16 protein-coding genes are annotated in these 14,386 nt (G+C 40.1%); 3 read left to right on the top strand and 13 right to left on the bottom strand.

Translation table 11 applies throughout. The annotated features are described in order from the left end of the window. Positions 1-104: 104 nt before the first annotated feature. Positions 105-1,334, top strand: coding sequence for a hypothetical protein (locus tag MKY65_RS07875; protein WP_339183799.1), 1,230 nt, complete (start codon positions 105-107; stop codon positions 1,332-1,334). Positions 1,335-1,473: 139 nt separating this feature from the next. Continuing rightward, positions 1,474-2,772 (top strand): arsenic transporter, encoded by a 1,299-nt coding sequence (locus tag MKY65_RS07870; protein ID WP_339183798.1) that lies wholly within the window; start codon positions 1,474-1,476, stop codon positions 2,770-2,772. Positions 2,773-2,892: 120 nt separating this feature from the next. Here the strand turns inward: MKY65_RS07870 and cyoE are convergent, their stop codons facing one another. From cyoE to MKY65_RS07830, 8 genes are all read right to left on the bottom strand, one after another. Next, positions 2,893-3,810 (bottom strand): heme o synthase, encoded by a 918-nt coding sequence (gene cyoE / locus MKY65_RS07865; RefSeq protein WP_339183797.1) that lies wholly within the window; start codon positions 3,808-3,810, stop codon positions 2,893-2,895. 303 nt (positions 3,811-4,113) lie between these two features. Further along, the gene (locus MKY65_RS07860; protein ID WP_339183796.1) at positions 4,114-4,569 is read right to left on the bottom strand and encodes a hypothetical protein; all 456 of its coding nucleotides are present in this window, start codon (positions 4,567-4,569) and stop codon (positions 4,114-4,116) included. Between the two features lie 224 nt (positions 4,570-4,793). Continuing rightward, positions 4,794-5,708, bottom strand: coding sequence for a glycine betaine ABC transporter substrate-binding protein (locus tag MKY65_RS07855; RefSeq protein ID WP_339183795.1), 915 nt, complete (start codon positions 5,706-5,708; stop codon positions 4,794-4,796). Between the two features lie 243 nt (positions 5,709-5,951). Continuing rightward, entirely contained in the window at positions 5,952-6,263 is a 312-nt protein-coding gene (locus MKY65_RS07850; RefSeq protein WP_339183794.1) for a hypothetical protein, read from the bottom strand. Positions 6,264-6,461: 198 nt separating this feature from the next. After that, on the bottom strand, positions 6,462-7,169 hold the full coding sequence (locus MKY65_RS07845) for an ABC transporter permease (RefSeq protein ID WP_339183793.1): 708 nt from the start codon (positions 7,167-7,169) through the stop codon (positions 6,462-6,464). Further along, a complete protein-coding gene (locus MKY65_RS07840; protein WP_339183792.1) occupies positions 7,166-8,173 on the bottom strand; it encodes a LytTR family transcriptional regulator DNA-binding domain-containing protein in 1,008 nt (335 codons plus the stop codon). Before MKY65_RS07840 ends, MKY65_RS07845 begins: the two co-directional genes overlap by 4 nt. Positions 8,174-8,247: 74 nt before the next feature. Beyond that, a complete protein-coding gene (locus tag MKY65_RS07835; RefSeq protein WP_339183791.1) occupies positions 8,248-8,475 on the bottom strand; it encodes a hypothetical protein in 228 nt (75 codons plus the stop codon). Positions 8,476-8,567: 92 nt separating this feature from the next. Then, positions 8,568-9,065 carry a small multi-drug export protein gene (locus MKY65_RS07830; RefSeq protein ID WP_339183790.1) on the bottom strand — a complete coding sequence of 166 codons (498 nt, stop codon included), beginning with the start codon at positions 9,063-9,065 and terminating at the stop codon, positions 8,568-8,570. A gap of 38 nt (positions 9,066-9,103) precedes the next feature. Between MKY65_RS07830 and MKY65_RS07825 the strand changes: the two genes are divergently transcribed. Then, complete coding sequence (locus MKY65_RS07825) at positions 9,104-9,256, top strand: hypothetical protein (protein WP_339183789.1); 153 nt, start codon at positions 9,104-9,106, stop codon at positions 9,254-9,256. Positions 9,257-9,437: 181 nt separating this feature from the next. Here MKY65_RS07825 and MKY65_RS07820 read toward each other — a convergent pair whose 3' ends face one another. The 5 genes from MKY65_RS07820 to MKY65_RS07800 are packed head-to-tail and all read right to left on the bottom strand — an operon-like array spanning position 9,438 to position 14,130. Further along, entirely contained in the window at positions 9,438-10,193 is a 756-nt protein-coding gene (locus tag MKY65_RS07820) for an alpha/beta hydrolase-fold protein (RefSeq protein ID WP_339183788.1), read from the bottom strand. Positions 10,194-10,231: 38 nt separating this feature from the next. Beyond that, the gene (locus tag MKY65_RS07815) at positions 10,232-11,143 is read right to left on the bottom strand and encodes an iron-hydroxamate ABC transporter substrate-binding protein (protein ID WP_339183787.1); all 912 of its coding nucleotides are present in this window, start codon (positions 11,141-11,143) and stop codon (positions 10,232-10,234) included. Positions 11,144-11,180: 37 nt separating this feature from the next. Then, positions 11,181-12,215 (bottom strand): iron ABC transporter permease, encoded by a 1,035-nt coding sequence (locus tag MKY65_RS07810; protein WP_339183786.1) that lies wholly within the window; start codon positions 12,213-12,215, stop codon positions 11,181-11,183. Next, positions 12,212-13,246, bottom strand: a complete 1,035-nt coding sequence (locus tag MKY65_RS07805; protein ID WP_339183785.1) for an iron ABC transporter permease — start codon at positions 13,244-13,246, stop codon at positions 12,212-12,214. The genes MKY65_RS07810 and MKY65_RS07805 overlap by 4 nt, the downstream gene beginning before the upstream one ends. A 47-nt stretch (positions 13,247-13,293) precedes the next feature. Further along, entirely contained in the window at positions 13,294-14,130 is an 837-nt protein-coding gene (locus tag MKY65_RS07800; RefSeq protein WP_339183784.1) for an ABC transporter ATP-binding protein, read from the bottom strand. Positions 14,131-14,386: the final 256 nt, after the last annotated feature.

Below are 14,386 nucleotides of genomic sequence, written 5' to 3'. Positions count from 1 at the left end.
GGCCGCCAAGACCAAGGGTTAACAAATGATGAATCGTAGGATATAATTATATTTTGATATATAATTAGCAAAAGAATTAATTTTCAAACAAAGGATGGAACTGGATGAAAAAAAGATTATTTTACGGCCTGATACTGATTTTATTTGTTATCCTTGCTGGCTGCAGTGATTCAGATGAACCGCCGTCGGATGAAACGGTTGAAGAAGCTCCGGATGAAGAAACAGAAGAAACCGCAGAAGACAATAGTGAAGTAACCGAACAACTGGAGAAAGAGCTGGATGAATTGGATGATGAGCTGCCGAGGGACGCAGCAGAATTCTTGCTGGAGGAGTTTGGAGAAACAGCCAACATAGACTCCACACTCGTTTCAGATGATTTTTATATCCTGGAAAAACGGGAAGCTAATGATAAGTTAATGCGATTTTATGAAGAACCGCGTCATTTAGTATCTGAGATTGCCCAATATGATGACGACGGAGGAGAAACCAACGGGCTGTCCGTAAACATGCTGGGAGATATCGAAGCAGATTCAGAAACAACTTACATAGAACGTTTAAAGGATACGAAGCAGATACTTGATTTTTTATTTGCCTATAATGATCAGGAATATGATATTCATACAGTGATATGGTCCTTTCCAATCAAAGGGCACGCCGCTATCGAGCAGTATGGAAGTATCAGCAGCACCATCATAGCGGAGAGAATAACAAGAGAGCAATATGAAAATGAATGGGAATCCGTTGATTTTGATCAGATAACGATGGATGAGATACGCGATATGGAAAATACACCGATTGTCGATAATAAGCTGCTCTACCCTTTTACAGACCGGCTGGACCGGCACGATGTTCTCGGTCAGACATATGAAGTTAACGGTTTAAGTGTTACGCTGGAAGAAGCAGAACGATTAGATGAATATGACGGCGTATCGATTGATGAATTTTGTGCTGCGGAGGATGAAGATCGAAGCTGCAATTCTTTTATAAAAGCAAACTTTGTCATTAAAAATGACCGTGATTATGATATGGCTGGTTTTTCAACATTTTTATTTGGTTTGAGCTGGACAATGGATGATGGTCAGAACCAAGAGACCTCCCCCTTAACTGATACAGCGAATGGATTTGATTTCCCCAATTTGGAGTATGATATTTTAGTACCCTCCGGTGAGGAGAGAACGTTTGAGGTGGTCTTTGCTGACTATAATGATGTTGAACACGTAACCATCAACTTTAACAACTATGTATTTGATGAGGCTAATAACACCAGCAATGATTCGATGGGGCCGATGGATCAAGACCTCAATTTATCCTGGCTGCTGGAAGAAATTTTATAAAACATATAAGGATAGGTTTCACTTTTCTCCTCGTTTAAGTGTAAATCTATCCTTTTTTTGATAAAATGAAAGTCTGTTTTACACATTTTCATAGTTTGTATAAATTACATTCCATTTAGTTGAAATAAAGGAGATCACCATGACACCAACGCTTATACTTGCACTTATTATTTTTTTCATCACACTTGTTTTCGTCATTTGGCAGCCTAAGGGTTTAAATATTGGCTGGTCTGCAACAGGCGGAGCGATTCTTGCCATTTTATCCGGAGTTGTCGAATGGAAGGATGTTCTGGAAGTGATTGGCATTACCTGGAATGCTACCTTAGCCTTTGTAGCTATTATTTTAATCTCCTTAGTTTTAGATGAAATCGGCTTATTTGAATGGTCTGCACTGCATATGGCGAAAGCAGCTAAAGGGAACGGCCTGAAAATGTTTATTTACGTCGGTATATTAGGCGCAGTCGTAGCAGCGTTATTTGCCAACGATGGAGCAGCTCTTATCCTGACACCAATCGTACTGGCTATGGTTCAGCACCTGCATTTTAAAGCACATATGATTTTTCCGTTTATTATTGCCGGAGGATTTATTGCTGATACAACCTCCCTCCCCTTTATCATTAGCAATCTGGTGAATATCGTATCTGCAGACTTTTTCGGGATTGGTTTTGCAGAATATGCAACACGGATGATTATTCCTAACCTTTTCTCTTTTATTGCGACCATGTTCGTGCTGCTGATTTATTTTCGCAGAACGATTCCGAAAAGGTATGATTTATCCAAATTAAAAAAGCCGGCAGAAGCGATCAAGGATAAAAAGCTGTTTCGTTTATCCTGGTATGTTCTCAGCCTATTGATTATCGGCTACTTTACAAGTGAATGGATACATATTCCTGTTTCTATCATTGCCGGCTTGATTGCAATGCTCTTTATACTCTTGGCAAAACGCAGCCCGGCTGTCCATGCAAAAAAAGTAATTATAAATGCTCCCTGGAATATCGTCATCTTTTCTATCGGCATGTATGTTGTTGTGTATGGACTGGGAAACGCCGGTCTTACCTCCGCCCTTGCTGCTCTGATTCAGGCTGCGGCTGATCAAGGATTATTCGCTGCCACGTTTGCCATGGGCTTTCTCGCAGCAGTTCTGTCATCTGTAATGAATAATTTGCCTACCGTGATGATTGATGCGCTTGCTATAGCGGAAACAAATACAACGGGGATTCTAAGAGAGGCACTTATTTACGCAAATGTCATCGGATCTGATTTAGGGCCGAAAATTACGCCGATAGGCTCGCTGGCCACCTTAGTCTGGCTGCATGTGCTGTCACAAAAAGGGATAAAAATATTATGGGGAGAGTACTTTAAAATTGGTATTATTTTAACTTTTCCTATTCTCTTTATTACGCTGCTCGGACTGTATCTGACTCTGATTATTTTTTAAAAATCCGCTAATAAGAAATCCAAACACCTTCAAAAAAGTGTTTGGATTTCTTATTAGATTCAACAATTTCTTCTCAAAGGAGCAGCCTTTTTGATGAATCAATTTCATATTTTATTTACACTACAATTTAAAAATAATCCCCATCAACGAATAAATAATCACGGTTGAAAAAACAACTGTCATATGAATCAAGGAATAAATAAACATTGATTTTGCCCATTTTTTCGAGTCCATCCGCTGGTAGCCGAAAACACTCAACATAAGCCACCCAAGACTCATTATAAGCGCTACAAGCATCAACCCGACACTTAATGAGCTCAATAAAAAGCTGATACCAAACATAATGATTAAATAAATATTCGTCTGGATATAGGTGCGCCGGACTCCTTTTACAACCGGAAGCATCGGGATTCCAGCTGCTTGATACTCCTCATGTCTTCGAATCGCGATCGAATAGAAATGCGGCATTTGCCAAATAACTGCAATGACAAAAAGACCTAAAATCGCCGGATGTGTAATGTCCGGATACATCGCAGCCCAGCCGATTAATGGAGGCATCGCTCCAGAGATACTGCCGATTTCTGTATTATATACGGTTCTCCGCTTACTCCACATCGTATATGGAAAAACATAAAAAAACAGTCCCAGAAAGCCTAATAGTCCTGCCAGCGGTGTCGTCAAACAAAGCAGGATAATTCCAGCTATAGCCATAACGATGCCCAGCCACAGTACTGTGCCAGGCTTAATTTCACCTGTAACCGTCGGACGGCCTTGTGTTCTTTTCATAATTGCATCGATTTCCCGATCGTATAAATTATTGAAAGCTCCAGCTGCTCCTATCACGAAAATAGAACCTAAAAACGCAAATAAGATTTCCAAGAGCTTATCTGTAATACTAATCTGGTACGTGTATAAAGATAAGGTTAATCCTGCAAACATCGGAACCAGGTTGGAGCGTATAATACCTGTCTTCACGGTTTGCGAAAGTATCTTTAATAATGGCGTTTTTTGATTTTGTCCATTGATTGTTTCTGCCATTTCGAATCTAATCCCCTTTTATCTATCTATCTGAAATGAATACCTTTGCTTTAAATAAGGATAAAGCAAGAAGTAATAAATTTTTAAGCACTATGAAAAATATATACCATACACCATTTTAATTCCAGTGAATTTGTTTGTATAGCAGGTTTTATTAAACAAATTTGTGAACATTAGACGAACACGTTTTTATAATGTTCTCATTTTTATTAATGAAATCCTGCCATATCGGGTTTTATTATTTCCAGAGATACATTAAGAAGGGCAAATACCACTATCTGATATTTGCCCTTCTTTACTCTTTCACCCTATAACATTCCCTGCTCTCCGATGCTTTACCACCGTGACGATACCGGCAATAAGATAACCAATACTGCCTAAGATTCCAATAATTCCTAGAACTAACGTCAAAAGAACACTTAATCCTCCTAGCACAATCAGCAGAATCCCTGTAAGCTTGACTCTTATTTTTTTCGCTAAAAAAACGGCAGCGACAATGCCTAACAAGGCATAGATAATAGAAATAATAATCACAAAGGTTATGATGCTGCTAAAAATTTCTATCTGTTCTTCCAGTGTTATTCCTCCAAGATCATCTCCAGCTGCTTGCAGATTTTCCTCAATATATTCCCGGAATTCCCCGTCAGATTCTATGTTGCCAAGCATACTGTAGGAATTCATTGCCAAAAGAGCATATGATAAAATAGCAATGATAATAAATACAATACTGACATTATATTTTACTTCTCCAGTTCTCAAAAATGGCACCCCCTGTTTACACATTTTTTAAATTATGTAAGTTTCTTTTTGATTCCTTCCTCTATATTAAATCATATACAGGAGGTTTGAAAAGAATGTAGCGATATATATGTTTTTTTCTTTCTTTTCGAAAATCCGATATAAAATGAAAAACCTTATACGAAAGAACCTGCGAATGAGCCGATTCTTTCCATATAAGGCTTTCCTCTTTTATTGAATTATTTTTAGTTTGCTTCTAAATCCTCAATCGAATCAATATCCATATATTCTGGAACAACAAGACCGATTTTAGCGCCTTCTAAATTAGGTCCTAAATCTTCAAAGTTGTCCTGATTCGCTTCATAGAATTCACTATGTGTTAATGGTAACCAGGCAGCTAAAGTAGCATCGATATCGCCAGAGGCAACCGATTCAAAAACAACTGCTACATCTACCTCCGTTACAGTCACTTCAAAACCATGCTGTTCCATTGCCGCTTTTACGACGTTGGAAGAAGCACGCTCTGAATCCCATGGTGTAGACGCAAGCTCTATTTCAGCACCGTTTCCGTCATTGACTCCTTCTGCCCATGCATCTACTCTGTCTTGATTATCCTCTACCCATTGTACCGCTACATCTTCAATATCTTCACCAGTTTCTTCTGCTTCATACATAATTTCTTCCATATCCTCTACTTCCCATTCAAACTGGTCAATAAATTGATAGGCATCTGGATTATCGTCTTCCAATCCAAGTCTTGCTAAAGAATTAAGCGTTTCTTCTCCCCCATAAATTTCTTGAGGATCTTCCAGGTACTTCATATCTGGATAAAGCGCAAACATCCAATGCGGATTCCAGCCTGTAATAACGATTGGTTCTTCATTCTCAATAGCTGTTCCTAATTCAGACATCATTGCTCCGGTAGATGACAGCTCTACGTCCCAGCCATCTAAATTCTCATATTCTTCTAGAGCATTTTCCGTAGCAACAGAAATCCCGGCTCCGGGTTCAATACCAATAATCGTATGATCTACCGCTTCACTGTAATTCGTTTCGCCGTCCTCTCCAGTAGATTCATCATCAGAGCCTCCACATGCCGCAAGTAAGAATACAGCTAAAATAGAAAGAATAAATCCAAGTCCTTTTACTTTCTTCATCATAACCATTGCTCCCCTTTCTAAAGTATGTAAAATAAGCCTATATCCTCTTTTAAAAGGAATTTTTTCATGACAAATTACATTCTACCTTTCTATCACAGCTCCTTCAAATGGCGTAAGCCGGCAAATAAACGGATAAATCAGCAAATAGTTGAATCTTTTATACCTCATCATACAAAAGCATAAGTTTAATGCTTATTTCTTATGTTTGAGCATTTTTGTTCAATTGACAAATAATTCAGATTATTAATCTTTTAAAAATACTAAGGATACCGCTTGTTTTTTAAACATCGGCGTTCTCTCCGAAGAGATGTCCGCTCCGGGAAGTCGCTTTCCGCGGGCAACGTTCAGCCGCACGGTAAGAAAACCGCTTCCTGCGGGGTCTTCACCTGTTGCTTTTCCCGCAGGAGTCGACTTCCCTCCGCTCCCATCTAAGAAGAAATAAGTTTTATTTGCTTTTTTTCTACCCGCGGGCGTAAGTGCGACTTTGCTTCTGTCTGCGCCTGACGACTTGCCAATCAGCAAGTCTTCTTTAAAGGAGATGAGCTCGGGGCCCATGGAAAGAGTAGTGTTTTTCTGGGGTTGCGATTACTCACCCCACCATAACCCGTCGTAGCGATCGCATTAACCTGACAACATTGCAGATTACTCCCTCCATGAAACCTGTTAGAGCGGCTATATTCAGCATTTTTTTGCTTTTCCATGTGCCAAAAAACAGCACCTAACGCACCTGCTGTTTTTTACACATTTATTCACCTAATCAAATTGCTGCTTCTTATACCAGCTTATAAACACTGCACCTACTGCTGCCATCCAAATCACAGGTACAGCTAAATAAGACAGAAAGGGTTCATTGTAATAGATTTGATCAATCCCATAATGTATATGATAATTTGGAAAGATGGCCAGCCAGGGCATCGCTTCCCGGCTGCTATTCATCAAAAGACCTTCCAAGAAAAAATAAAATATCATGATTGGCGATCCATAAAGACTGACTTCAATGGTGTTCTTTGTTTTTATGCCTAAGAACGTACCAGTAATTAACATCATTATCACAATAGGCAAAACAAGTATAAATAGCTGTAAATGAAATAGCAGATGATTCCCATAAAGTACAAAGAAAAGAAGCAATATTAGTACTGTTGTCGTAAATGTTACCATCATTTTTGAAAGAAGAATTTCTTTTAGGGAGAAACCAGCCTGCTTCAAACGCCGGATGGTTCCTTGCTCCTTTTCTTCCACGACTAAATTTCCTTGCATCAGCAATGTCAGCATCCCAAAAACAAATGCAAACACAAACGAAATCGGAATTTCCTCGTGTGGGAGCAAGGCAAACAACGAAATCAAAATAGCACCTGTAATCAGGTTAAAGAGCACTTGCCCATTCCAGCGCAAATCACAAATGTCCTTATAAAGCAATGCTTTGAAGCGATACAAATGTCCCGTTTTTTCATTTTTCATCATAAATGGATCAACTCTTTCAGCTTACTATAGTTTCCTTTTGATAATGGAATGGTGCTTTTCGATGGATTATCCAGACTGAGACTGTAGCTGTTTTTGCTCCAAATAATAATTTCCCGTACCCGCTGCAGGTTAACTAGATAGGATCGGTGACAGCGAAAAAATCCCAAAGGCTGCAGCCGGTCCTCTAAACTTTTTATCGTATTGGACGAGGCAAATTCCTCATTATTCACAAAAAGATATGTCTGCCCATCACGAGCCTCTATATAATCAATTTCAAGCGGATTAAAAAGAATGATTTTATCCTCGATTTTTGCACTAATCTTATCCAATTGTACCTGCATACTTGTTATTTCTTCCTCTGGTTCTTCTTCCGCCGTATTTTCAGCATCTTCTATATCCTGTTCCAGCTGCTGGACGCCCCGTTCGGAATATCGATAAACAGCGCTTCCAAGTCGAATGGCTTCTTCCAAGGTCGGCGTAAACAATACTACTGCTGCACCTTTATCCGCTAAATGAAGCAGCAGATTATGAAGTACATGCTTGGATTGAAGGTCCAATCCAAGGGAAGGATCTTCAAAAATATATACTTCTGCCCGCTGGATCAATGCGGAAGCAAATAGCAACCGCTGCTGTTCGGATAATGTCAGCTGTTTTGTTTTCTTCATTGTACAATGCTGCAATTCACATAGGTTTAAAACGAATTCTAAATCTGCCTGATGCCGATATAATTTGCACCAAAATAGAAGCATCTGCTTCACGTTTAATCGTTTATATAAACCGTCCGTCTGCTGAAACAGATAGACATTTTGAAATCCGTCTTCCGGCAAGGTAATCGCTTCTTTTTTGATATGCTCCGGATGATTTAACAGAGCAAACAGGCGTCCAATATATTCATTTTCACACTGAACAGCAATGATGTCCCCTTTTTGGACAGTCAGGCTCAAATCCGGCAGCAGAACTGTATTTTGTTCAATTTTTCTTAGCTTGTTAAAAGACATTACCATCCAAACGTCTCCTTTGTTCAATTCGTTATCTTAGTTTCAATATTATAGGAAACATCCTCATTTAACCATTATTTTTAATACTTGCTCGAATCTCCATTTGAGCTTAAAGAGGCTAACAAAAACGAAAGAGCAACAATCAGAGCAATGCTGATAAAGCCGGCAGGAATAAACCACCCGGGAGCTTCATACTTTGGCAAGGCGGGAATAGCCTGTGACAAAGGCTCATAGATAACCAGAAATGGAATAACTGCAAACAAAATCATCAGTACAGCTACACCTGCCTGTTTTATTTTTTTCATCATGTATCTTCTCCTTTTTAAAATTTGAAATAGATGAAGGAATATCTTAATATTTCAGTTTCTACTTACATTCAACGGTTTCCTCCGCTTTAACTTTAAGAAAATGGATTCAGGTTAGGAAGGTATTCCAAAAGATTGACACCATAATGAAAAGCTGCCCCCAATGCAACCGACCATACTCCTATACCAATTGTCTGCCAAATACTCACATAAGACTTTTTCGCTCCTGACGCAATAGAAATTGCAGCACACACATGAAAACAAATAATCGGGCCAGCAAAGGATAAACCAGCAACTCCATATTTATTGAATATGTTTTGCGCACGGTTTTTCCGCTTACTTTCTTTATTTTTCTTTCCAGCTATTTTCTTCCGCAAACCAGAAATAAGCCAAATAAACACCATGACAGACAACCAATTACCAACTGCACCAATCAGGACAACTTGAATACTTGGAAATCCAAAGACAATCCCGATTGGAATCGCTACATAGGATTCAAAAAAAGGCACAATAGAAATTAAAAACACACTTACATACTGCACCCATGTATCTGCCTCAATTAGCTTAATTAATAGATCTTGAAAAAACTCCATAAAAAATTCACTCCTTATTTGCTTAGTGACTCAAGCATATGGGAGAAAAAGCGCTGCTGCATCAGATTCCGGATGAAGAGAGGGAAAATAGCATGGAATGGAAGCTGGATTATGATGAATGGTACTTGTTTTTTTATGAAAGGCAGCTATCGTATAAATTTATAAAAGATAAACAGAATGAATGGGGATAAATGAGAGACAGACAAACCTGAATATTATTTTATATGGTTAAACTGACATATCTTTATAACACGAAGCAGGATTCCAATATTTTTCTTTATTCTTTTACTATACTTGAGAATAACTTGGAATTTATATTCCCGTCTCCTCACCAAAAAAAGGAACCTCCTAAAAGAGATTCCTTCCTGATTTTTATGAATGCAGAAATCGCATTCCCCTGCTAAACGCAGTAGGCACAATAGACATATGGTTCTCTCCTTCTGATGCAAAAAAAGCTGTTTTTAAATCTTTATTGCGCTCAGAAAGTTTTTCATACATGGCAAGACCGTTTGCATACATTTGCTTGTTTTCAACTTGCTCTGCAGCAATAAACAGTCCCTTGACATGTTTATCATTGATATTTGTTTCATATGATAGAATTGCCTGCTTATTCCACCATATGGAAGGACTGCAGGCGAAATAATGGCTGAAAAGGCGGGAACGCTGAAATAATGTATATAAAACAAATAAACCTCCAAGTGAATGTCCAAAGATTGTTTGCTTCTGCTGATTTGTTTTATATTTTTTATTTATAAATGGGATTAATTCCGCTTCTAGAAAATCCATAAATTCCTCTGCTCCGCCATGTTCCTGCCAAGAAGATCCGTCTGGCCTTGCTGGCAGCTCAACCTCTGCAGCTGGAGGGGTAAAATCATATACCCGGTTAGAATGAAACGGCTCCCCTCCCTCATATTCGATACTAACTAACAACATCGGCTCGATCCCTGTTTTCTCGAATCGCCTGCTTTGCAGCTTTATCATTTCACTGAAAAGCGTGCCATAAGCATTTCCATCCAAAATATATAACACGGAAAATCCGTTGTCTGGAACTGGCTGCTCCGGGATGAAAACATTTATAATATAAGGGTGATGCTTTCCAGAAAACTGAAATCTTTTGTTGCGATACATGGAATGACTACCTCCTGTGATGAGTTAGAAAAGCTTTCTTATTGAAGAAATCCTTCTTCAAAAATGTCCAGTAAATATTCCAGTGTTGCCGGGTCGCTGTAGCTTGCCTCTTGTGTATCAATTTCGATTACCTGATTATTTTCTACTGCCGGAATGGACTGCCATGTTTCACTTTTTGTAAATTCATTCTCTCCGCCCATACTGCTTAGAATAATAAAATCTCCTGCATATTCTGGCAGTGTCTCCTGCGATAAGTTGTAATAGCCGTCGGCAAGTGCATCCTTTTGTACTTTTTCAGGCATCTCCAGCTCCATTGTCTGATATAATATTTCTGTCCCGCGTGCCCAATTATCTCCAAAGACAGCGAAATTTTTAGAATCTGTTTCAAATACAGATACGGAAACATCTTCCCCGTGCTTTTCCTTTATCTTGTCACCGACTGCTTTCGCACGTTTAGTGAAGTCATCCACCCATTCCTGTGCTTCTTCCTCTTTATTTAGAAGCTTACCAATCTCTATTTGCTGCTCCAGATAATCCAGCTTTCCCCATGTATAAATAACAGTCGGAGCAATCTTTTCTAACTCATCCAGATTCTCCATATGTGATCCGGCGATAATTAAATCCGGTTCCAGCGCCAAAATACCTTCTGGATCATTTTCCGAAACTATTTCTATATCTGCCATATCTTCTTCAAAAAGCGGACTCGCTTTTGTCCATTCATCGACCCCTACTAAATTTCCGTCTAAAGCGAAAACATTTGGTCCATTTGACAGGGCAACAATTCGCTGCGGTTCAGCAGGTATTTCAACCGGCCCTGTTTCTGATTCATACGTAACGGTTTCATTTGATGCTTCTTCCTTCCCGTCATTTTGTTTGCTGTTTGACTGATTGCTGCAGCCCGCAATAACAAGACAGAGTAAACATCCAAAAAGAAATAGTAATTTTTTCATTTGTTTTCCCTCATTCTATTTTTATTGTTTTAAACTATTAATCTTTCAGCCTTGCTAATAAATATAAAAAGTATGGTGCTCCAATTACAGCGACGATAATCCCTGCCGGCACTTCCGGCTGTTTAATGAAACCGCCAATCATATCTGCTGAGAGCAGCAGCAGCGCCCCCACCAAGCCTGACACTGGAATTACATACTCATGCTTGTCTCCAACCAGCTGTCTGCTGAGATGCGGAGCAATAAGCCCAATAAATCCGATCCCCCCGCTGACAGATACACTCGCTGCTGCCAGACCAACAGCGGAAGCCAGTAACACACGCCGTTCTTTTTCTAAGTTTGCTCCTAACCCAATGGATGTTTCTTCCCCTAAGTGGAGAATATTCAGAACCATTGCTTTGGAATAAACAAACGGGACCAGGATAACAAGCCACGGAAGCAATGCAAGAACAAACTGCCAATTGGAGCCCCATATACTTCCCGCAAGCCAGGTTGCCAGAAATTGATAGGTCTCTGGGTTCAACCGCAGTGTTAATACAATCATTAACGCATTGATACCGGCTGCAACTGCAATTCCTGTCAATACCAGCCGCATCGGCGAAATTCCCTCAGACCGCTTGTAAGAAAGCAAGTAGATGATAAGGGCAGCACCTGCTGCTCCAAAGAAAGCTAAAAACGGCATCAGAAAGACAGATATTGTTGTTGTTACTGCAAAAAAGGATAAAAAAAGCATAATGGTTAAACCTGCTCCAGCATTAATCCCAATAATTCCAGGATCTGCCAATGGGTTCCGAACAATCCCCTGCAGTACGGTTCCTGAGATCGCAAGACCCATTCCTACCAGCAAAGCAATAATCATACGCGGCAAGCGAAAATCAAATAAAATAAGCGCCTGCTGCTCTGTACCTTGTCCAAATAAAGTAAAAATAACCTCTGCCGGTGTTAAGTAAATGCTCCCTGTATTTAAGCTGATAAAAAATATGATAATAATCAGAAGGACTAAGGTAACACTGACCAGCCCTGCTCTTCTCGCTTTTCTGACTTGGCTATGCTGTTTGTTTTTCTGTAATGTCATACCATTCCCCCGCCCTTTCTTGCCAAGTATAAAAAGAAAGGCACGCCCAATAAGGCAATTAAGGCACCAATCGGCATTTCATGAGGAGGACTGATAATACGTGCTGTTAAATCCGCTAACACAACCAGTAACGCACCATAAATGACCGTTCCGGGAATAATCCAGCGGTAATCGTACCCAAACAGCCAGCGGGCCATATGCGGTACAATCAATCCCACAAAACTCACCGCGCCGACGACAGAAACAGCCAGACCAGCTAATACAACAATAATCAAGGCAGCAGTTAATTTAATGCGTCCAGTTTTCGTACCCAGCCCAACCGCAACTTCTTCTCCCAGACTTAATAATGTAATTGAGCGGGATATTATCACTGCAGCGATAACTGCCAGCAGCAGCCAAGGTGTAATTATTTGCAAATGGCCCCAGCTTGTACCGGAAATACCGCCTGCATACCAGAATGCTAAGTCCTGCCCAATTTCATAATAAAGCGCGATTCCTTCACTTAATGCTCCCAAAAGGGCACTGACTGCTGCACCAGCCAACACTAAACGGATTGGTGTCAGGCCATTTTTTGATAAAGAACCGATGCCATATACAATTCCAGCACCAAGGGCAGCACCGAGGAATGAAAATAAAATCATATATACATACGACAGATGCGGAAAAAATGCAAAACAGCATGCTAACATAAACACAGCACCGGCATTTAATCCAAGCAGTCCGGAATCCGCAAGCGGGTTACGTGTCATCCCCTGCATTAATGCCCCAGATACAGCAAAACAGCTGCCGACAATTGCTGCTCCAAGGATACGCGGAAAGCGTATTTCCCTGATAATTTGATGCTGCTGTAAATCCGGATCAAATTGAAATATGGCCTGCCAGACTGTTTTCAATGGCATATCCGCAGCGCCAAGAGATACAGCCAGCAGCAAAGATAATAGTAAAAGGAAGCTCCCCGCCGCTAAAATAAGCACATTCCGGACAGGCCGCACGGTTTCTCTGACTTCTTTTAAATCTTCTAGTTCATTCATTGATTAGTTACCTTTCATTGTTTACTTTTACTATTTATCATAAATGCTTAACCTGACACCTTTTGATGGCATGGTTTAGATGAAGCGCATGCCGATTCCGCCTGACATAACTGATACGATAAGCAAATCGGATTCGCACTATGCGGACACCTTGCTAGATGTGCATCAATTTGAAAAACCTGCTGCAGATTACCACAGGTCATCACATCCTCTGGCGTACCGTCTGTCACAACCTCTCCATCACGCATCGCAATCATATAATGCGAGAAGCGCGAAGCATGGTTTAAATCATGCAGAACCATAATAATGGTACGACCTTCTTCTTTGTTGAGGCGCTCCAATAAGAGTAAAATGTCTAATTGATGTGCCAGATCTAAATAAGTAGTCGGTTCATCCAGCACAAGAATATCTGTCCCCTGCGTCAAGGCCATTGCAATCCAGACCCGCTGTCTCTGCCCGCCGGATAAAGCACTGATTGCCCGCTCCTGAACTTCCGCTAATCCTGTCACCTCAATTGCCCAGTCAATGTATTCGTAATCTTCCTTCCTTAGAGAACCCATCCCTTTTTTATAAGGAAACCGACCATAAGAAATTAATTCATATACGGTCAATCCGCCAGGCGCTTCGGCAGTTTGAGGCAGGATAGCCATGCGTTTTGCAATCTCTTTTGTATCGACCTTATGAATTGCCTCGCCTTCTAAAAAAACTGCACCGCTTTTCACGCTTAAAATGCGGGCAATTGTTTTGATGAGCGTTGACTTTCCACAGCCATTCGGGCCGATAATCGTTGTGATTTTATTGGCCGGGATCGAAATGCTGAGGTCTTGGATAATTAACTCATTCGCATAGCCGACATCGATTTCGTTTATTTCGATTGCTTTCATTGGTTCGCCTCCTTTTCTATGACATTTTAATTTTTTGATAATGATAATCATTATCACTGATAACGATTATCATTATTGATTAAAAAGATGATCTTGTCAAGATAAATTTTTAATACTCTAATATATATTGAAATTAATAGCTACCGCTACAGAAAAACACTACGCTTTCCGTGGGCTTGAGCTCAGCCTCCTCGAAAAAAAGAAGTTCGCTTTTTTCTGCGGGGTCTTCCCTCCGCGCTTTCCCACAGGAGTCTCT

Origin of the sequence: Oceanobacillus sp. FSL W7-1293, assembly GCF_037969815.1 — a bacterium.
Taxonomy (GTDB): domain Bacteria; phylum Bacillota; class Bacilli; order Bacillales; family Amphibacillaceae; genus Oceanobacillus; species Oceanobacillus oncorhynchi.
This window is presented reverse-complemented; position numbering and strand designations above follow the sequence as displayed.

Coding starts and splice junctions, on each gene's coding strand:
- MKY65_RS07875 (WP_339183799.1), top strand. CDS start 105: ATGAAAAAAAGATTATTTTACGGCCTGATACTGATTTTATTTGTTATC.
- MKY65_RS07870 (WP_339183798.1), top strand. CDS start 1,474: ATGACACCAACGCTTATACTTGCACTTATTATTTTTTTCATCACACTT.
- cyoE (WP_339183797.1), bottom strand. CDS start 3,810: ATGGCAGAAACAATCAATGGACAAAATCAAAAAACGCCATTATTAAAG.
- MKY65_RS07855 (WP_339183795.1), bottom strand. CDS start 5,708: ATGATGAAGAAAGTAAAAGGACTTGGATTTATTCTTTCTATTTTAGCT.
- MKY65_RS07850 (WP_339183794.1), bottom strand. CDS start 6,263: ATGGGCCCCGAGCTCATCTCCTTTAAAGAAGACTTGCTGATTGGCAAG.
- MKY65_RS07845 (WP_339183793.1), bottom strand. CDS start 7,169: ATGATGAAAAATGAAAAAACGGGACATTTGTATCGCTTCAAAGCATTG.
- MKY65_RS07840 (WP_339183792.1), bottom strand. CDS start 8,173: ATGGTAATGTCTTTTAACAAGCTAAGAAAAATTGAACAAAATACAGTT.
- MKY65_RS07835 (WP_339183791.1), bottom strand. CDS start 8,475: ATGATGAAAAAAATAAAACAGGCAGGTGTAGCTGTACTGATGATTTTG.
- MKY65_RS07830 (WP_339183790.1), bottom strand. CDS start 9,065: ATGGAGTTTTTTCAAGATCTATTAATTAAGCTAATTGAGGCAGATACA.
- MKY65_RS07825 (WP_339183789.1), top strand. CDS start 9,104: ATGGGAGAAAAAGCGCTGCTGCATCAGATTCCGGATGAAGAGAGGGAA.
- MKY65_RS07820 (WP_339183788.1), bottom strand. CDS start 10,193: ATGTATCGCAACAAAAGATTTCAGTTTTCTGGAAAGCATCACCCTTAT.
- MKY65_RS07815 (WP_339183787.1), bottom strand. CDS start 11,143: ATGAAAAAATTACTATTTCTTTTTGGATGTTTACTCTGTCTTGTTATT.
- MKY65_RS07810 (WP_339183786.1), bottom strand. CDS start 12,215: ATGACATTACAGAAAAACAAACAGCATAGCCAAGTCAGAAAAGCGAGA.
- MKY65_RS07805 (WP_339183785.1), bottom strand. CDS start 13,246: ATGAATGAACTAGAAGATTTAAAAGAAGTCAGAGAAACCGTGCGGCCT.
- MKY65_RS07800 (WP_339183784.1), bottom strand. CDS start 14,130: ATGAAAGCAATCGAAATAAACGAAATCGATGTCGGCTATGCGAATGAG.